Origin of the sequence: Aquimarina sp. Aq78 (genome assembly GCF_900299525.1) — a bacterium.
Taxonomy (GTDB): domain Bacteria; phylum Bacteroidota; class Bacteroidia; order Flavobacteriales; family Flavobacteriaceae; genus Aquimarina.
Genome location: NZ_OMKA01000026.1, coordinates 477453 through 495534 on the forward strand (window position 1 = coordinate 477453; position 18082 = coordinate 495534).

Consider the following 18082-nt stretch of genomic DNA (forward strand, 5'->3'; position numbering starts at 1 on the left):
TAAAACCTTACATATGATTCAAAGACTAATCACCTTTGTAGTTATACTAAGCACCTCATTGATTTCTGCTCAGAAAAAAACGTTGACTCATGCTGACTACGATTTATGGAAAAATATTACTGATGTTAAAATATCAGATAAAGGGAAATTAATTGTATCTACTATTGAAACCAATACCAAAAGAGGAGACGGCTATGTAGAGATATATAATACTCAAAATAAAACTAAATTTAAGTACTCTAATGGATATGATACTTCAATATCCTTAGATGAAAACTATGTAGTTTTTAAGAAAAGACCTAAATATCAACTCACCAGAAAAGAAAAAAAAGAAGAAATAAAAAAGGAAAATAGAACTAAAGATGCATTGTTTATCTACGATGTAAAAAATAATGTTATTTATGATTCTATCTTAAGAGTGAAAAAATATAAAATGCCCAAAAAACAAGAAGGTTGGTTGGTTGTTGAAAATTTTAAGAAAGTAAAAAAGAAAGAAAAAGGAAAGAAAAAGGCAAACTCTGAGCAAAAAACTGATAGTATAGACAACAATGCTCCAATGGCGTTTAAACAGAATTATGCCTTGGTTTACAATTTAAAAACAAAACAGAAAGATACGATTCATCAAATAAAAGATTTTATTCTACCCGAGAAGGGCAAGACATTTTATTATACTTTAAAAAATAAAAAAGATAAACAAAAAGATATCGGAGTCTACGAATATAACTTAGCGTCTGGAGCAAAAATTGCTATTGATACTACAAAATATATTTATGATAAACTGGCAGTATATAAAGATGGAAATCAATTTGTTTATCTATCTGCCGTTGATTCTACAGCAATAGACTCCTTAAAGTTTGAATTGTATTATTATAAAAATAAGGGACTGCAAAAGCTTGTAAATACTCCAGATAAGAACCTTAGAGAAAACTGGGAATTGAGTAAAGATCAAACGCCTTTTTTCTCTGATAATGGAGATAGATTATATTTTTATTCAAAGCCAAAAGTGGTATACTCAAAGGATACTACATTATTAAAAGATGAAATACCACAGGTAGATGTTTGGAATTGGCAGGATAAATTGATTCAGCCAGAGCAGAAATCAAAATCTGAACAGCTTAATAAAAAAGCATTTTTGTCTTATTATAATACCAAATCTAGCCAGTACATTCACATTCAGGATCACACAATCGAAACGCTAAGTTTTGATAAAAATAAGCAACAACAATATATAGTAGGATCAACAACATCTCCATATGACATAATGCGCTCATGGGATTATCCATGGACAAAAGATTATTATGTGATTAATACCAATACAGGAAATAAACATTTGATTCTTAAAAACAAAGGAAGACAACCTATTCTTTCTCCAGATGGGCAATATGTATTGCATTATGATATGAAAGAAAAACATTGGTTTTCGATTGATTTATCGGCTATAAAAAAAACAAACCTTACCAAAGAGTTGGATGTAGCATTTTATGATGAAGATGATGATCACCCTTCATTACCTTCTCCATATGGTTTTGGGGGATTTGATTCAAAAGGAAACGCATTGATTTATGATAAATTTGATGTTTGGCGAGTTTCTCTTTCTGGAAAAGAAAAACCAAAGAATCTTACACAAAATGGAAGGAAAAACAATGTTGAATATAGAACAAAAATGTTGGATTCTGAACAAAAAAACAAAGCAACATATTGTAATAAAGAATTATTGATTACCAGTTTTGATAAGGTGACAAAAGTTTCTGGAGTATATACTTTACGAAAAGGAAAATTGATAGAAAAAGTCCGACCTTCAGAATTTCGCATTAGCTCTTATAAAAAAGCAAAGAATGCCGAGGTGTATAGCTATAGAAAAGAAAACTTTACTACGTTTTCTGATCTTTATGTAACAACGAATACATTTCAAAACTCAGATAGAATAACAGTAGTAAATCCACATCAAAAAGATTTTAAGTGGGGAACTTCAGAATTGTTTTCCTGGAAAACATATGATGGTAAAAAACTAGAGGGAATTATTTATAAACCCGAAGATTTTGATCCTTCCAGACAATACCCTTTGATCACTTATTTTTATGAAAAACGATCTGATAGCTATCGTAATTATCATATACCTAGACCTAGTGCCTCTATTGTAAATCCTTCATATTTGGTAAGTAATGATTATATTATGTTTGTTCCCGATATTGTATATGATGAAGGTAAACCTGGAGCCAGTGCATACAATTGTATAGTCTCGGGAGTAGAAGCCTTAGAAGAATTAGGATATATAGATAGAGATAATATAGGGATACAAGGGCAAAGCTGGGGAGGATACCAAGTGGCATATCTGGTAACCGTTACTAATAAGTTTAAAGCAGCGATGGCGGGCGCACCAGTGAGTAATATGACTTCTGCTTATGGTGGAATCCGATGGAAATCAGGATTGAGTAGAGCATTTCAATATGAAAGAACACAAAGTAGACTAGGTAAAAATTTATGGGACGGATTTGATCTTTATATTGAAAACTCACCACTTTTTGGTATCCCTAAAATAGAAACACCATTGCTAATGATGCATAATGATAACGATGGGGCAGTACCTTATTATCAAGGTATAGAAATGTTTATGGGGATGCGTAGATTACAAAAACCGGTATGGTTACTGGTATATAATGAGGAAGCTCATAATTTGAAAAAAGTAAAAAACAGGCAGGATCTTTCTATCAGAATGATGCAATTTTTTGATTATTATTTAAAAGGAAAGCCTGCTCCTAAATGGATGACTAAAGGTGTTCCTAGAGTACAAAAAGGAAAAGACTTGGGGTATGGTTTAGAGAATACAAGAGCATCAAGTATTACGCCCAGTTCCAATGAATAAGATGCCATTCTGTGCCATCAGACTCATGAGTGATTAATGTTTTAAAACCGATGGCATAATGCGCTTGTAAAGAACGCAAATTATTTGAGGCTACTTCGGTGATTAAAAGATTATATTTGTTTTGTAATTCGGTTTTCATGGTTTGATACAGGCCTCTAAAAATCCCTTGTTTGCGATAGGCTTTATCAATACATACCTGTCCCATTATTACATAGGATATAGAAGAATCTAAGTGATTTTCGATTATAGAAAACATGGGCTTTAGTAGTTCTATATCATCTTTAAAATCTTTTAACATACACAATGCATACCCAACCACTTTATCACCATCTTTTGCAATGATATGAGGTTGTTTGTTATTCATTTTTCTTAGAATATCAAGATCATGTTGCACAGAAACAAAACCCTCTGCTTCTTTTTCTGTTTGAGAAATTGAGACAGGTAGGTTATTACGCTGAAGCACTAAAATCTGCTGTAATTCTGCCTCAGAACTAATAACGGTATACGTTATATTCATTGTATATTATTTAGATTTTAACCAGTTTTCCCGTTTATTTATGGCTTCCTTATTAGCGTTTTGTAGTAATTTGGTTTCAATATCTGGATGTGCAGTAAAAGTCATTTCAGTTTTTACTTCCTTACCTAATCTTTTGTAGGTTATCGTTACCTTTTTACCAGGAATGTATTTTTTTAGTACCTCAGATAATTGCTTTTTATCTGTAATAGGATCTTCATTTATAGCTATGATAATATCATCTTTATCTAATCCTGTCGTATAAGCCGGAGATCCCTTTTTTGGATAATCAGAGAAAAAAGCATCTTTGTTTTCAAACTTTATGGGTACTCCTGCAAAGTATACTTTTTCTTGATTGTTAATCATTGAAATTCCAAAATTAGCAAATAGAGTTTTATAATCCGGTACCTGGCTGCTATTGATGTATTTATCAAAGAAATCATTGGCAAACGACTCTCCTGCATATTCGCGCAGTGTGGTTAACAGATACTCTTTTGTATACGGGATTTCGGTCTTTCCATATTTTTGCCAAACAAGCTTCATGTAATCATCAAGGGTAAGACTATCCTTATAGTTTCTTAAGGATAGATCCAGTGCTAATCCCAGCATACTGCCATAAGAGTAATATGAGATAAATGTATTTCCTCTATTTACTGGATCTACAGATGTTGCTGCATCTACAAAAGGAGCCTGGTAGCTCATCTCTGTAGGGTTAAAATATGCTCTGGCAGGAGAGTTCCATACATAATTAAAAGACCGTGCTAACCCTTGTATATATTGTTCCTGACTTATAATACCTGCTCTGCATAAAATTAATGCCGTATAATAACTGGTAAATCCTTCTGCAAACCACAATTCTCCAGACATATTGGCTTTTTCAAAGTCGAAAGGCTCTAATGTTTTTGGTCGTATACGTTCTACATTCCAGGCATGAAAAAACTCATGAGAAACAGTTCCTATGTTTCTGTCCATTCCTTCCTTAGCAAGACTACGAGTACTGGTAAGGATAGTAGAGTTTCTGTGTTCCATACCATCGCCAGATACATTCGGCATATAACAGGCCAAAAAAGTATAGGTTCCGTTGTCAAACTTTGGATATTCTCCAAATACTTCTTTCTCTTGAAGTACTACTTTTTTGACTTTTTCAAAATAAGTAGCAGCTTCTTCTTCGGTCCCTAAGTGGTGTAATGCAAATTGTATGGTGTATTCCGAACCTTCAGATTGAACGGTAAATGCTTTTACCGAGTGATTGCTAATTTCTACAGGACTATCCATAAAATACTGTAGATTAGGTGCAGTATATTTATTATTTCCAACAGGAAAAAGTTGCGTAGCAATCTTCCAGTTTAGATCTTTTCTAGTGTCAAAAGTCACTTCGATAGCTCTATCTTTAAGAGCAGGAGCAAACATAAAAGTAGCAGGGATATTGAGGTGTGCATGGGTTTCATCAATTTGAGAATACGTCCCATCTCCTCGATCTGCAAATAGAGTGTAGGATACTTTAATGGTGCCGTCATGACCAGAAATATCCCATTGATGAGGGTTAGGGCGAGTTACTTTAACTTTTTTACCTTGACTATCAGTAACCTTTACATCATAAACATTTTTGGCAAATTCGTGCAAAGCATATCTTCCGGGCGATGTTCTGCTCATTCGTAAAGAAATAGTACTTGTTTTTATATCAGCAAATGTAGCTTGTATTTTAGCTTCATGATGAACAGCATTGTCAAAAGAGATATGATATTGATTTTTTGATTGAGAGAAGTTTAATTGAACACATAGTATTACAATTAATAACTGTACTGATTTCATTATGACTCGTTTATGATTAATGTGTGAAATGATGATGAAAATCAAATATAGGTATTAATTGCAATTCTTTTCAGATAACCTTTTAATAAGGATGACTTATACTAGAAAGTTTAACAATATTCCTTATTGTTAATGCTATCATCTTCAAATCATTTACTTTGAAAAAAGAAAAATCCCGAAAATATACCTGTGGTGTTTTTTCCTTTTTCATAACTCCGGTATTCATAATTTTTGGGATTCCGTTTTCAAATAATAATGCCTGCGGAGATGTTTCAATAGCATTAATGTTGTATATCTGCCCATTATAAAGCGGTTCAATAGTAGGAACATTAGTATGCCCGACAATTATATGAGATGCATTATAAACTTTAAGAATCTCTTCTACTTCTTTTTTTGAGGATTTTTTAATTTTATCGTTTTGTTTTACATAGCCCCTATATTGAGTTACGCCTGTTTTTCCTAATATAATTTCCTTAAGATTTTCATCAATGGATTTGTTGTTCCAATAATCCCAAATAGCTTGATTTATTTGCTTTATAGAATATTTCTTTGTTGCGGTTTCGGGACTAATTCCTCCATGGGTAATTAGGGTAGTTCCGATTTTTAGTAGTACAGGTCGTGTTCTTAACCATTGTCCTAGATATGTTTTATTAGAAAAAGCATCTTTAAAAGACATCATCTGCTGAATGGCAAATAAATTGGCAGGATTTACACGACTGAAATTTCCTCTGAGAACATACTGTTCATGATTTCCAAGTAGATAATGAATCATTCCTCCCGCTAATTCTGCCTGTTCTGAAAGCTGAACTATTTTCCATAGTACTGTACTTACTTTAATTCCACGATCAACCATGTCTCCCACAATAACCAAATGGTTTTTTCCAAAACTCCAATTACCAAGAGAATCAATAACCTTAAGGTTTTTTAAAAGAGCATCCATATATTCATAATCTCCATGAATGTCACTAATAAAGGCAATCTTATCAGGAGTAGTTGTAATTTCTGTGACAGGTACTTTAATTTCTGGTAAGGATAAATTCAGGGTAGTATTAATGGTAAAGTTTTTAATAGTAGAATCATACGTTTTGTGGTGTGCTTCATCATTTTGATACCAATCTACAGATATGGTATTGTCTTTTTGATAGGTAACAATAGGGCCTTCAATAAAATCATCATCAAATGTCGGAGTATCCGCAGCCCCAGCCAAAGTAGCATTAAAATCAATAAATTTTGATCTTATAGGAACCTGAAGTGTTTTGTAGATACCATTCTCGGTTAATATAACAGTACTCTGATTTAGTTTGTAAACTATAATAATCAGAATTAAGATAAGTATTCCTAATATTGGATACAATAGAAATAATTTCCATTTTTTGATCTTTTTCATTTTTGTTTCGATTTAGGATTAGACACTAGTTTTCTTAGACAATGACATGTGATCATTGCCTATAATAAATAGTTCAGAAAATTGAGATTACTTAATTCTGGATATAAATTTATTCTTCGATGTATTCTAAAATATCAGATGGCTGACAATCCAGAACCTTGCAAACAGCTTCTAGTGTTGAAAAACGTATTGCTTTAGCTTTTCCAGACTTGAGAATAGAGAGATTAGCAGTGGTAATGCCAATTTTTTCTGCCAATTCTTTACTCTTCATTTTTCGCTTGGCTAGCATCACATCAAGATTTACAATTATTGGCATAGTTATATTGTTAGTTCGTTTTCTTCCTGTAATTGAACTCCTTGTTTAAATATAGTTGCAATAAAAAGAGCAAAAACACCTAGTATGATATGTAAAAACACTGCATACAAATCATTGAAATTTCCTCCTTGAAAAATAAGCAACTGAATGCTACCATATAATACGGGAAAGAATAAATTTATAATTGTAAAATAAGTCAAATGCTTTATCGCATTTTTTGAAAATAAAGTTTCTGCTTTAAAAGTCTTAAAAACAAGCGATAAGGCATAGAAAAATGATGTATAAAAGAAGAAGAATACAATAATTGACACTAATGTATTGATTTCATACGCTCCTTTTATTACCGAATCGGTAAAAGGAATCTTAATCTGAAAATTATTATCTGAGATATTCAGAAAAGAATTACTTATCATGGCAAATACAATAAATAATAGAAAAATCCCGTACCCAATAGTAGTCACCCTAGTCAAATAAAATAATAGAGTCGACAATGATTTTTTTCCAAACATTTTCATAGTTATACTGTTAGCTCGTTTTCAGATTGAATTTCAATACCTCGTTTAAAAATCAATGCAAAAAAAAAGATAATTCCCGCCATGAAAAGGAATTCTGAGCTTCCAAAATCTAGTTCAAAGACAACTCCTTTCTTTACTAACCATTTGCTGTACCTACTTGCGAAATAAGCTAATAAGCCTATCCATAATGAGACATAGCTAATATTAGAAATTAAACTTGCTACAACAGGAGTAAATGGCTTATCAAAATCAATTTTTGAAAAAATCCTAATGATTAAATAAAACATATATGCCTTAAAAGCTAATATGAAAACAATTAGTGATAGAAGCATAATATAATACCGAATAGAAAAGTTGTAAAGATTTGATAAATCTAAACCTAGATATAGATTCTTTGAGGCCTCTTCGGTTACAAGAAGACTTATTGCACTCGAAATAAGTATTGCTCCCAACTTAATACATAAACCAATGAATATAATCCAAGATATTATTTTCATTGTACTTAAAACTTGTTTTGTTTTCATGATTATTATCGTTTAACGATAACAAATATACAAAAATTATTGATAAACGATAATTTTTTATAAAAAAACCTATTTTTTAATTTTTGATTTTAGCTTTCTAAAACCTCGTGGTATCTTTGAAACATGATTTCCAGAAAGCTAAAGCAAAAACTAAATAATCGTATCGAAAATAACTCTCTTCGGTTATTAACTGATTCTAAAGGGTTGATTGATTTCTCGTCTAATGATTACCTGGGATTTACGTCATCAAAGATAATTTTTGAAGGAGCACATCGATTATTGATTGAAAAAACAATACAAAAAAATGGAGCGACAGGTTCTCGCTTACTTTCTGGAAATCATAAATTATACGTAGAAACTGAAAAAATGCTTACGGATTTTCATAATTCTGAAGAAGCTTTGATCTTTAATTCTGGATATGATGCCAATGTTGGCTTTTTTTCTTCGGTTCCACAACGAGGAGATATTATTTTTTATGATGAACTAATACATGCCTCCATTAGAGATGGGATGCAGATGAGTAATGCAAAATCGTATAAGTTTAAACACAATGATATAGAAGATCTAAAGTTTCAGATTGAGCGAAATCAAAGAGAGAGAAGTGATCAAGAAATATATATCGTTACAGAATCGGTTTTTTCAATGGATGGAGATTGTCCAGACTTAAAATCTTTAATAGCATTTTGCCAGAAATACAGTTACTACCTTATTGTAGATGAGGCACATGCGACCGGTGTATTTGGCGACTATGGTGTAGGACTACTTCAGAAATTAGGGTTAGAAGATCAGGTTTTTGCAAGAATCAATACCTTTGGTAAGGCTTTAGGTTGCCATGGAGCAGTTGTTTTAGGATCGAAGGATCTAAAAACATATTTAGTAAATTTTTGTAGAAGTTTTATATATACTACCGGATTACCACCACACTCTATTGCAACAATCAAAATGGCGTATGAAGAACTTCAATGTACATCTGAAATTGAAAAACTCACTGAAAATATTACTTTTTTCAACCAACAACTTAAATCCAAACATCTAACATCAAGATTTATTAAAAGTAATTCTGCAATACATTGCTGTATTATCGCGGGTAATGAAAACGTAAAAAAAGTTGCAAACCAAATTCAAATAAAAGGATTTGATGTCAAGCCGATTTTGTCACCTACCGTGCCTCAAGGTAAAGAACGATTGCGCTTTTGTTTACATTCTTATAATTCTAAAGAAGAAATCTCGGAAGTCTTAGAACTACTTGCTACTTTTGTAAGCATATGAGCGAAACATTTAAAACTGTCGCTGTTTTTCAATATTCGGCAGAAGCATTGATCATCAAAGGAAGAATAGAATCAGAAGGAATTCAGGTTTTTACTATGGATATGCATACTATTGATACAGATCCTTTGGTTAGTAATGCCATCGGAGGCGTTAAATTGAGAGTAAAAGCAGAAGACGAACAGAAAGCACTGCAGATTATAGAAAGTATACAAGAATATGCTATAGATGATCAGGGAGAATCTATTTGTTGTCCAAAATGCAATGGAGAAAAAATTGTTCTGGATTCAACAATCGATAGCATTAAAAGTTTAATTCTATTTCTATTGTTTCTGTTACCAATTAATCAAAAAACAAAATATAGATGTGAGGACTGTAATCACAAATTTTACTTAAAATGAATAAAAAGATATTCGTTACAGGGATAGGTACAGAAGTAGGTAAAACTATAGTTTCGGCAATTGTGGTCGAGGCACTGCAGGCTGATTACTTTAAACCGATACAGGCGGGGGGTTTAGAATATTCGGATACCGATAAAGTACAAGAATTGGTGTCTAATTCGAAATCTGAGTTTCACGATAATAGCTACGCTTTAAAAACGCCGATGAGCCCGCATGCTGCAGCAGAAATTGATCAGGTTTCTATTGAAATCGATAAAATAACACTCCCCAAAACCAATAATGATTTGGTTATTGAAGGTGCCGGAGGATTATTAGTGCCATTAAATAATAACAATACCATCCTGGATCTAATACACTCTGATTACCATGTTATTGTAGTTTCCAGGCATTATTTAGGAAGTATTAATCATACTTTAATGACCATCCAGATTTTAAAAGAAAAAGGATTTACTATATCTGTTATTTTTAATGGGGCAGCACATAAAACTACCGAAAGTATCATAAAAGAAATGACAGGAGTTACAGTTATAGGAAGAATTGATAATGAGCCTTATTTTGATAAAATGGTGATTGCAGAATATGCAGAATTGTTTAGAGATAAATTAAAATCACTTTAGTATTTATAAAAATATTCGCTTTCGCAGAAATGACACACATATGACTTTAAAAGAAAGAGATAAAAAACATCTTTGGCATCCACTCACCCAGCATAAAATACATCCCGAAGCATTACCAATTATAAAAGCAAAAGGAGCCTTGCTTTATGATGAAGATGAGAATACATATATCGATGGAATTGCTTCCTGGTATACTGCCATGTATGGTCATTGTAATGATTATATTTTAGAGAAAGTACAATCTCAAATGCAGCAATTAGATCAGATTGTATTTGCTGGTTTTACTCACGAACCTGCCATAAAATTATCTGAAGAATTGATCAAAATATTACCAGATAATCAAGAAAAGATATTCTTTTCAGATAATGGTTCTACTGCCAATGAAGTAGGAATTAAAATGGCACTACAATACCATTTTAATAGAGGAGAAAAAAGAAATACAATTATCGCTTTTGAAGATGGTTTTCATGGGGATACTTTTGGGGCTATGTCTGCCTCAGGATTATCAGTATATAACGGTCCATTTGAAGATTTTTTTATAAACGTCAAACGTATTCCTACTCCTAATTTTGAAAATATTGATAGCGTTATAAAAGAATTACAAGAGTGTATTGCAACTAATGAAGTAGCTGCTTTTATATATGAGCCACTAGTACAGGGAGCCAATGCAATGCATATGTATGAAGCGAGGTATTTGGATCAAATCCTTACTATTTGTAAAGGCAACACCATAATTACCATTGCAGATGAGGTAATGACGGGTTTTGGAAAAACCGGAAAAACGTTTGCTTCTGATCATGTAGAAACCAAACCAGATATTATTTCGATGTCTAAAGCTTTAACAGCAGGATTCGTACCTATGGCGGTAACAAGCTGTACTCAGGAAATCTACGATGCCTTTCTTGATGATTCTATTGGCAAAGCCTTTTTTCATGCACATACTTACTCTGCTAATCCTATAGCTTGCTCGGTAGCCCTCGCGGCGATAGCACTTTTACAAAGTGAAGAAATCCAAAATAATATTGATAGAATAATAATGTCTCACAAGGATTTTGATGCTAAAATCAAAGACCACCCTAAAATTAAAAGGACTAGGCAAGCCGGAGTGATCTACGCCCTGGATCTGGATATCGAGATGGATCGTTATGGTAAAAAACGTTATGAGATATTTGACCATTTCATGAAAAATGGTGTAGCATTAAGACCACTCGGAAGCACAGTTTATATTTTGCCTCCTTATGTGATTACTCAGGAACAATTACAGAAAGTGTATGATACTATTGTTGAGTTGTTAGAGAGTGTTTAATCTTTTAACGTCTCTTTTATAGAAGATGTAAACCTCTCTTTATCATCAATAAAAAATGCTATCGTTTTATAGGTCTTTTTCATTCCATAAAGTCCAAAAAATGTATTTTCTTGCTTCAAAGTAATTAGTATATTATGACTTTCTAACTCACCAAGTGGAGATAATTTTATGGTCTTAGTGTCGAATTCAATTTCTTTGCTTGTGATTTCAATAGATTCAATAGTATTAATATCTATTGTGGTTTCACTAAGGATACCATAGCGTAGATGCAAGATGCCATTTTCTATGGTAATGGGTCTTTTAATAATAGATTTTAGAAAACCAAAAATTTGAATACTAGAGTATACACTCAATATACTTGCAATCCATGCAGCAATTGCACTCCATTTTAATAAAAGAACGTGTAGTACATAGGTTTCAACACCAATGATTACTATAAGTGCAGCTAATAAAGAAATGGTTCCGCTGTTTTTATGGTAAGTAAATTCATTTTCAGCTAAGATTCTGTTTTTCCAGGATATGAATCCATAATAGAATACCGCAAGCTCCATGGTAAGAAATATTGCAATTTTACCAGGTACAATTTCACTACAGGTTTCCTTTAATGCAGAGAAAAAATCTAACTCCTGTTTTGAATTTGCTTTATATCTTTTTATGGTTTGGCGAACTTTATAAAACACAAAAACACCGACTCCCAGCTCTACAAAAGGGAAAACCCAGTTTTTTGCCCAATTTAGTATAGATTGATGCTCTTGCGGGATAATATAAGAAGCGATAACCATTCCCAGAATAAAAAAAGGAACGATTGTAGTTTTAGGAATATTTTTCTTTTTGATTAATATAAAATAAACAATAGGTATAGTAAAAAGTAAATCAAGAGTGATACCAATTGACAATGTACTAGTATTTGTTGCAAATATTTGTGATTTGGTGATTAAAATCACTGATAAAATAAGGAGTAATGGTACTCCAAACACTACTAAGTTACTATGGGTTTTCGTTGTCATACTCATTTTGTTGATATCCTAATAAATCAATTTGTTCATCGGTTTCATCAATGATTACATACATTTCTTTATAGGTCCATTGATCATTCTGTTTGGTGCCTACAACAAATAATTGTGCCTCACCTTTTGGTCCTTTTATAGGAATTGATATATCTGCAGATCCTGTGTTATTCTTATATGAAAGACTACCATTCATTATACCATTAGTTTCTATAGGTTCTCCCAGGATATTTACCACATACTCATCTTCATTTACTTTAACAAGAGCATCCTTGTAAGGAGTAGACTCAGTAATTAACTCACTCACACCAAATATTAGAGAGCCCAAAAAAATAAAAAATATGACAATAAGAGTAAGACAGCCTCCTACAGGAACTGCCCATCCCCAATTTCTGGCAAACCAGCTTTTTTGTTGTATATGCTCCTCCATAATTTTTATTATTATATCCTATAAAGATAAGTATCTAAAATGTGTTTTTTGTTACTAAAATCTTATGATAAATGATATAACTATTGAACAAGATAGAACAAACCAGTACATTTGCCAAAACTTGAAAATTGCAACAAAAAATATCAATAACAGGAATTTCTTCTATATCTCCATTGGGAGTTTCTTCTGGCGATATATGGAAAGCATATAAAGATCCATCACATCGTATCTCTTTTAAAGATTTTGAAGGAGAACAAGCCCCGATTGCATTACTTTCTCAAAACGCGAAACAAAAAATAAAAGAATTAAGAGCAGAGAGTTCTCATTATGAGGCATTGGATGACTCTGTTCTTTTTGGTGTTTTTGCCGCCAGACAAGCAGTTAAAAATGCTGGATGGCATGGAGACCGTAATTTTGGGATTAATATAGGTTCTTCTCGTGGTGCAACAGGGCTTTTTGAAAAATACCATCAGGAGTTTCTAAAAAGCGGTAAGTCGTCTACATTAAGTTCACCTACGACTACGCTCGGAAATATTTCATCATGGATTGCTCATGATTTACAAACCACCGGACCAGAAATAAGTCATTCGATTACATGTTCTACGGCACTACATGCTGTGCTTAATGGTGTTGCATGGTTGCAATCGGATTTGGCAGATCAATTTTTGGTAGGCGGAAGTGAAGCTCCATTAACACCATTTACTATTGCACAAATGAAAGCTCTTAAGATATATGCATCAAATGATAAGGTGGCTTATCCATGCCAGGCAATGAATTGGAATAAAAAAAGAAATTCTATGTTTCTTGGTGAAGGTGCTGCCATCGCATGTTTAGAAAAAGGAGTAAAAGAAAATGCTTTGGCTTTAATAGGAGGTATTGGTTATGCTACAGAACCATTAAAGCATAATATATCTATATCTACAGAGGCAGATTGTTTTCAAAAATCCATGAAATTGGCTTTAGGAGAAACCTCTGCAGATAAGGTAGATGCTATTGTATTGCACGCACCTGGCACAGCAAAAGGAGATCTGGCAGAATATAATGCTATTAAAGCTGTTTTTAAAGATTCATTACCAGCTTTGACAACTAATAAATGGAAAATAGGACACACCTTTGGTGCTAGCGGGATCTTGAGTCTGGAACTAGCAGTACTAATGCTAAAACATCAGGAATTTATTCCGGTACCCTTTGTAACATACGATAAACTTCCTAAGCAGTTAAACAAAATAATAGTAAACGCTGTTGGCTTTGGAGGCAATGCTGTTAGTATTTTGCTCGAGCGTCTTTAATTTTTCGCGATATTTGAAATATAAAATTTTTTGGTATTAGAATGCAGTTATATGCGTTCTCAAGTAATTAAAAAGATTTAAAATACATGAAAACACAAACCACTCTTTTTTTAGCAAGTCTGATCTTACTTTTTTCGGTCCATGCACAAGAAGCTATTCATGATGAGTTTGAATCTCAGCTAATCAATATAAATGGATACAAGATTAATGTAGAAAGTAAAGGTAAAGGAAACCCAATAGTATTTATTGCCGGTGGACCCGGAAATTCTCATGATTATATGCAGGGCAATTTTGGGAAATATCATAAAAATCGGCAAGTAGTTTTTTTTGATGGTTTAGGGAGAGGGCTGTCTGATGATGCCAAGGATATCAAGGAATATTCTATACAAGGTGATGTAGAAACGTTAGAAGGTATTAGAAAAGCGTTGCAGTTGTCTAAATGGACAGTAGTAGGGCATTCTTATGGTACCGTAGTTGCTCAAGCCTACGCCTTAAAATATCCTCAATATACAGAGAAGATGATATTGATTAATGGGTTTCACAGTGGGTTAATGTGGCAGGCAAATTGCGATAGCTATAATCATTACGCCAAGACACACTTTCCAGAAAAATGGAAAGTAGTTGATTCATTACGATCAGAGGGATTTGTATCTAGTGATTCAGAGTTTTCGAAAGTATATGGAGATTTTCCAACAAAATATATATACTATCATAATACAGAATTAAGACAACCTGTACCCAAAGAAGTAAAACGTTCATGGAACTCTGATGTGTATTATACTATTGTTGGTAGAGATGCTGATTTTCATGTTACGGGTGATATGGGAGATATAGATTTCAGAAGAGAGTTAAAGAAAATACAATCACCAACTTTAATCATTGCTGGGCGTTATGATGGTGTGTCTACTCCAGAATTTGCAATACAGTATAAAACCTATATGCCTAAGGCAGAGTTTGTAATGTTTGAAAAAAGCGGCCATAACCCATATCTGGAAGAGCCAGAAAAGTTTTTTAAACTGTTTGAGAGTTTTTTAGAGATAAAGCATTAATTTTTGAGATATGAGTTTATCATATTATTTGATACAAATACACCAGATTTTCTTACATTTGACTTTTAGATTTAGATGATTTATGAGCGTTATTAGACACGATTGGACCAAGCAAGAGATTCTTGATATTTACAATACACCTATGATGGATTTACTGTATAAAGCAGCAACTATTCATCGCGAATATCATGATCCCAATGTTGTACAGGTATCTACCCTGTTATCTATTAAAACAGGAGGATGTCCTGAAGATTGTGGATATTGCCCACAAGCAGCCAGATATCATACCGATATCGAAGGAAATGACCTGATGAGCGTACAGCAGGTTAAAGCACAAGCACTTCGTGCAAAATCATCAGGGAGTTCTAGAGTATGTATGGGAGCTGCCTGGCGTAACGTTAAAGATGGTCCAGAATTTGAAAATGTGCTGGAGATGGTTCGTACGATTAATAAACTTGATATGGAAGTATGCTGTACCTTGGGTATGATCACCGAAAATCAAGCACAGCGATTGGCAGAAGCAGGATTATATGCCTATAACCACAATTTAGACACTTCAGAAGAGTATTATAAAGAAGTAATCTCTACAAGAGGTTATGAAGATCGTTTAAAAACAATTGATAATGTCCGCAAAACCAATGTAACTGTCTGTAGTGGTGGTATTATCGGTATGGGAGAAGAAGTAAGTGATAGAGCAGGAATGTTGGCAGCATTATCAAAATTAAGTCCGCAGCCCGAATCTGTACCCATAAATGCTTTAGTAGCAGTAGAAGGGACACCAATGGAAGATGAAAAGCCTGTAGAGATATGGGATATGATTAGAATGGTAGCTACTACCAGAATTGTTATGCCAAAAACACAAGTACGATTATCTGCAGGAAGAACCGAAATGAGTAGAGAAGGGCAAGCGATGTGTTTCTTTGCAGGAGCAAATTCTATTTTTGCAGGAGATAAACTACTAACGACTCCTAATCCAGATGTAAATAAGGATATGGAGATGTTTAAAACATTAGGACTTAATCCGCAAAAACCATTTGTAAAAAAGGCTCAACCAGAAACAATTGAAGCAGAAGATTCTATATTTGAACCTTTGGGAGAAAAACCTAAATGGTCCAGACCAGATCATACTATCGAAAGAAATCAAACAGCAAAACAGAAAGCTAAAGGAATAATTGCGGATAAGTAAAGATATCAAGACCTTTTAAAAAATTAAAGGTTTTATAATATTCTCTCTACATCTTTTATTTTTTAATCGTCAGATTATGTTGATGTAGATCAGTATAAAATTACCATCACCTACTTTTGGCTGATATCGCCTTAATTCTTATGGCTTATTTTTTAGTAAGTGAAATTAAATTTAGAACAAATACCAAGGGTAAAAACAATTACCAAAGAAGAATTTCTTAAGAAATATGTAACATTACAAAAGCCGGTTGTAATCGAACAGTTGATTGTAGATTGGCCAGCGTATACGAAATGGAATCTTTCTTATATCAATGATGTAGCAGGAAATAAGACTGTTCCTTTGTATGATGACCGACCAGTTTCGTCTGAACGTAAATTTAATGAAGCTCATACTAGTATGAGAATGAGAGAATATCTTAACCTACTTGAACAGGGGCCTACCAATTATCGTATTTTTTTATATAACTTACTAAAAGAAGCACCTCTGCTTCAAGAGGATTTTAGGTATCCAGAAGAGATAGGGTTAAAATTTATGAAGAAACTACCATTTTTGTTTTTCGGAGGTAGTGGCTCTAAAGTATTTATGCATTACGATATAGATTTAGCCAATATTCTTCATTTTCACTTTCATGGAGAAAAACAATGTATATTATTTCCACCTTCAGAAACAAAATATTTATACAAATTACCACATTCACTACTATCTCATCAAGGAATAGATTACACAAATCCTGATTTTAAAAAATGGCCTGCGTTACAGCATGCCAAAGGGTATATTGCAAATTTAAAACATGGCGAGACATTGTATATGCCCGAGGGGTACTGGCACCACATGACATATTTAACTCCAGGGTTTTCTATGAGTATCCGTTCTGCAGCCCAGGGAGTTACTCAGTTTTCTAAAGCATGTTATAACGTGTTTTTTATGCGATATCTGGATAATTTTATGCGAAAAACCAGAGGAGAGAAGTGGATCGATTATAAAAATAATACAGCAGTTCTACGAACAAATAAAAGAAATGGTTATTCTAAAAAAACAAAACCTCGACTATGAGAAAGAAACTCAGTAATCAAGATTTTGTTTTCTAAGGATGTTTACTATCAGAAAAAATCTGATTAAAAATCTCTTAGCATGTTTACAAGGTTGGGGTGAATTTTTTTAAATTCTTAATCACTTCAACAGCAGTTTCTACAACTTCTACGATATCATCGATTAAGTCTCCAATAGGACCTCCTCCTTCTATTTGAGCAGTTTCTTCAAAGCTTAGTTCGCTTACTTTCAGTTCGTTTAAATTTTTCATAGTTAAATAATTTACAGATTTATGATTCTAGTTAATGTTTTAGTTTTTTACCGTTTTCTGGTTCAAACTTAAGCGGTAAGAGTCTCATATTTTGAGATATAAGAAAATTTTACATCTGCTTATTATTTATAATGATTTTACCACTTTGGATTAAAAAAACAGATAGTGGAATAAAGAAATTTATAGTGTCATTAAAAGCCTTGAAGATCTACGCCAAAGACATGACAGTTTTGATTAAAAAATTGACTTTTAGGCATAAAAACGGAGGTATATTAAAAAATAAATAAGAATATTTCTAAT

General features: G+C 32.9%; 18 protein-coding genes. 9 read left to right on the plus strand and 9 right to left on the minus strand.

Annotated elements, in window-relative coordinates; translation table 11 throughout:
* Window positions 1–13 precede the first annotated feature (13 nt).
* Entirely contained in the window at window positions 14–2863 is a 2850-nt protein-coding gene (locus tag DG435_RS18310) for a S9 family peptidase (RefSeq protein WP_106790994.1), read from the plus strand.
* Here the strand turns inward: DG435_RS18310 and DG435_RS18315 are convergent.
* The 6 genes from DG435_RS18315 to DG435_RS18340 form a co-directional block, all read right to left on the minus strand.
* On the minus strand, window positions 2841–3380 hold the full coding sequence (locus DG435_RS18315) for a GNAT family N-acetyltransferase (RefSeq protein ID WP_106790993.1): 540 nt from the start codon (window positions 3378–3380) through the stop codon (window positions 2841–2843). The two genes, DG435_RS18310 and DG435_RS18315, sit on opposite strands and share 23 nt — an antisense overlap.
* A gap of 6 nt (window positions 3381–3386) precedes the next feature.
* The gene (locus tag DG435_RS18320) at window positions 3387–5189 is read right to left on the minus strand and encodes a M61 family metallopeptidase (protein ID WP_106790992.1); all 1803 of its coding nucleotides are present in this window, start codon (window positions 5187–5189) and stop codon (window positions 3387–3389) included.
* An 82-nt stretch (window positions 5190–5271) separates the two neighbouring features.
* The gene (locus tag DG435_RS18325) at window positions 5272–6576 is read right to left on the minus strand and encodes a metallophosphoesterase (RefSeq protein ID WP_106790991.1); all 1305 of its coding nucleotides are present in this window, start codon (window positions 6574–6576) and stop codon (window positions 5272–5274) included.
* Window positions 6577–6685: 109 nt separating this feature from the next.
* Window positions 6686–6892: a helix-turn-helix transcriptional regulator gene (locus tag DG435_RS18330; RefSeq protein WP_106790990.1), complete on the minus strand. Its 207-nt coding sequence runs from the start codon at window positions 6890–6892 to the stop codon at window positions 6686–6688.
* 2 nt (window positions 6893–6894) lie between these two features.
* Window positions 6895–7407 (minus strand): DUF2975 domain-containing protein, encoded by a 513-nt coding sequence (locus DG435_RS18335; protein ID WP_106790989.1) that lies wholly within the window; start codon window positions 7405–7407, stop codon window positions 6895–6897.
* A 2-nt stretch (window positions 7408–7409) separates the two neighbouring features.
* Window positions 7410–7931 (minus strand): DUF2975 domain-containing protein, encoded by a 522-nt coding sequence (locus DG435_RS18340; protein ID WP_108840646.1) that lies wholly within the window; start codon window positions 7929–7931, stop codon window positions 7410–7412.
* A 123-nt stretch (window positions 7932–8054) separates the two neighbouring features.
* On the opposite strand from DG435_RS18340, the gene DG435_RS18345 reads away from it, so the two are divergent.
* The 4 genes from DG435_RS18345 to bioA are packed head-to-tail and all read left to right on the plus strand — an operon-like array spanning window position 8055 to window position 11521.
* Complete coding sequence (locus DG435_RS18345) at window positions 8055–9200, plus strand: pyridoxal phosphate-dependent aminotransferase family protein (RefSeq protein ID WP_106790987.1); 1146 nt, start codon at window positions 8055–8057, stop codon at window positions 9198–9200.
* A complete protein-coding gene (locus tag DG435_RS18350) occupies window positions 9197–9598 on the plus strand; it encodes a putative signal transducing protein (protein WP_106790986.1) in 402 nt (133 codons plus the stop codon). The genes DG435_RS18345 and DG435_RS18350 overlap by 4 nt, the downstream gene beginning before the upstream one ends.
* The gene (gene bioD / locus DG435_RS18355) at window positions 9595–10215 is read left to right on the plus strand and encodes a dethiobiotin synthase (RefSeq protein WP_108840647.1); all 621 of its coding nucleotides are present in this window, start codon (window positions 9595–9597) and stop codon (window positions 10213–10215) included. The genes DG435_RS18350 and bioD overlap by 4 nt, the downstream gene beginning before the upstream one ends.
* Before the next feature lie 40 nt (window positions 10216–10255).
* Window positions 10256–11521 (plus strand): adenosylmethionine--8-amino-7-oxononanoate transaminase, encoded by a 1266-nt coding sequence (gene bioA / locus DG435_RS18360; RefSeq protein ID WP_106790984.1) that lies wholly within the window; start codon window positions 10256–10258, stop codon window positions 11519–11521.
* On the opposite strand, the gene DG435_RS18365 is transcribed toward bioA, so the two are convergent.
* On the minus strand, window positions 11518–12528 hold the full coding sequence (locus DG435_RS18365; protein ID WP_234387032.1) for a hypothetical protein: 1011 nt from the start codon (window positions 12526–12528) through the stop codon (window positions 11518–11520). The two genes, bioA and DG435_RS18365, sit on opposite strands and share 4 nt — an antisense overlap.
* Window positions 12509–12958 carry a cytochrome c oxidase assembly factor Coa1 family protein gene (locus DG435_RS18370; protein WP_106790982.1) on the minus strand — a complete coding sequence of 150 codons (450 nt, stop codon included), beginning with the start codon at window positions 12956–12958 and terminating at the stop codon, window positions 12509–12511. The genes DG435_RS18365 and DG435_RS18370 overlap by 20 nt, the downstream gene beginning before the upstream one ends.
* A gap of 128 nt (window positions 12959–13086) precedes the next feature.
* Between DG435_RS18370 and DG435_RS18375 the strand changes: the two genes are divergently transcribed.
* From DG435_RS18375 to DG435_RS18390, 4 genes are all read left to right on the plus strand, one after another.
* Complete coding sequence (locus DG435_RS18375) at window positions 13087–14247, plus strand: beta-ketoacyl synthase N-terminal-like domain-containing protein (RefSeq protein ID WP_106790981.1); 1161 nt, start codon at window positions 13087–13089, stop codon at window positions 14245–14247.
* A gap of 86 nt (window positions 14248–14333) precedes the next feature.
* The gene (locus DG435_RS18380; protein WP_106790980.1) at window positions 14334–15296 is read left to right on the plus strand and encodes an alpha/beta fold hydrolase; all 963 of its coding nucleotides are present in this window, start codon (window positions 14334–14336) and stop codon (window positions 15294–15296) included.
* An 82-nt stretch (window positions 15297–15378) separates the two neighbouring features.
* Window positions 15379–16482 carry a biotin synthase BioB gene (gene bioB / locus DG435_RS18385; RefSeq protein ID WP_024768305.1) on the plus strand — a complete coding sequence of 368 codons (1104 nt, stop codon included), beginning with the start codon at window positions 15379–15381 and terminating at the stop codon, window positions 16480–16482.
* Between the two features lie 159 nt (window positions 16483–16641).
* On the plus strand, window positions 16642–17535 hold the full coding sequence (locus DG435_RS18390; protein ID WP_106790979.1) for a cupin-like domain-containing protein: 894 nt from the start codon (window positions 16642–16644) through the stop codon (window positions 17533–17535).
* An 82-nt stretch (window positions 17536–17617) separates the two neighbouring features.
* On the opposite strand, the gene DG435_RS25655 is transcribed toward DG435_RS18390, so the two are convergent.
* A complete protein-coding gene (locus tag DG435_RS25655) occupies window positions 17618–17782 on the minus strand; it encodes a hypothetical protein (RefSeq protein WP_159025433.1) in 165 nt (54 codons plus the stop codon).
* Window positions 17783–18082 lie beyond the last annotated feature (300 nt).

Bases quoted from the DNA above. Each gene is read 5' to 3' on its own strand.
- DG435_RS18310 (WP_106790994.1), top strand. From the start codon at position 14: ATGATTCAAAGACTAATCACCTTTGTAGTTATACTAAGCACCTCATTG.
- DG435_RS18315 (WP_106790993.1), bottom strand. From the start codon at position 3,380: ATGAATATAACGTATACCGTTATTAGTTCTGAGGCAGAATTACAGCAG.
- DG435_RS18320 (WP_106790992.1), bottom strand. From the start codon at position 5,189: ATGAAATCAGTACAGTTATTAATTGTAATACTATGTGTTCAATTAAAC.
- DG435_RS18325 (WP_106790991.1), bottom strand. From the start codon at position 6,576: ATGAAAAAGATCAAAAAATGGAAATTATTTCTATTGTATCCAATATTA.
- DG435_RS18330 (WP_106790990.1), bottom strand. From the start codon at position 6,892: ATGCCAATAATTGTAAATCTTGATGTGATGCTAGCCAAGCGAAAAATG.
- DG435_RS18335 (WP_106790989.1), bottom strand. From the start codon at position 7,407: ATGAAAATGTTTGGAAAAAAATCATTGTCGACTCTATTATTTTATTTG.
- DG435_RS18340 (WP_108840646.1), bottom strand. From the start codon at position 7,931: ATGAAAACAAAACAAGTTTTAAGTACAATGAAAATAATATCTTGGATT.
- DG435_RS18345 (WP_106790987.1), top strand. From the start codon at position 8,055: ATGATTTCCAGAAAGCTAAAGCAAAAACTAAATAATCGTATCGAAAAT.
- DG435_RS18350 (WP_106790986.1), top strand. From the start codon at position 9,197: ATGAGCGAAACATTTAAAACTGTCGCTGTTTTTCAATATTCGGCAGAA.
- bioD (WP_108840647.1), top strand. From the start codon at position 9,595: ATGAATAAAAAGATATTCGTTACAGGGATAGGTACAGAAGTAGGTAAA.
- bioA (WP_106790984.1), top strand. From the start codon at position 10,256: ATGACTTTAAAAGAAAGAGATAAAAAACATCTTTGGCATCCACTCACC.
- DG435_RS18365 (WP_234387032.1), bottom strand. From the start codon at position 12,528: ATGACAACGAAAACCCATAGTAACTTAGTAGTGTTTGGAGTACCATTA.
- DG435_RS18370 (WP_106790982.1), bottom strand. From the start codon at position 12,958: ATGGAGGAGCATATACAACAAAAAAGCTGGTTTGCCAGAAATTGGGGA.
- DG435_RS18380 (WP_106790980.1), top strand. From the start codon at position 14,334: ATGAAAACACAAACCACTCTTTTTTTAGCAAGTCTGATCTTACTTTTT.
- bioB (WP_024768305.1), top strand. From the start codon at position 15,379: ATGAGCGTTATTAGACACGATTGGACCAAGCAAGAGATTCTTGATATT.
- DG435_RS25655 (WP_159025433.1), bottom strand. From the start codon at position 17,782: ATGAAAAATTTAAACGAACTGAAAGTAAGCGAACTAAGCTTTGAAGAA.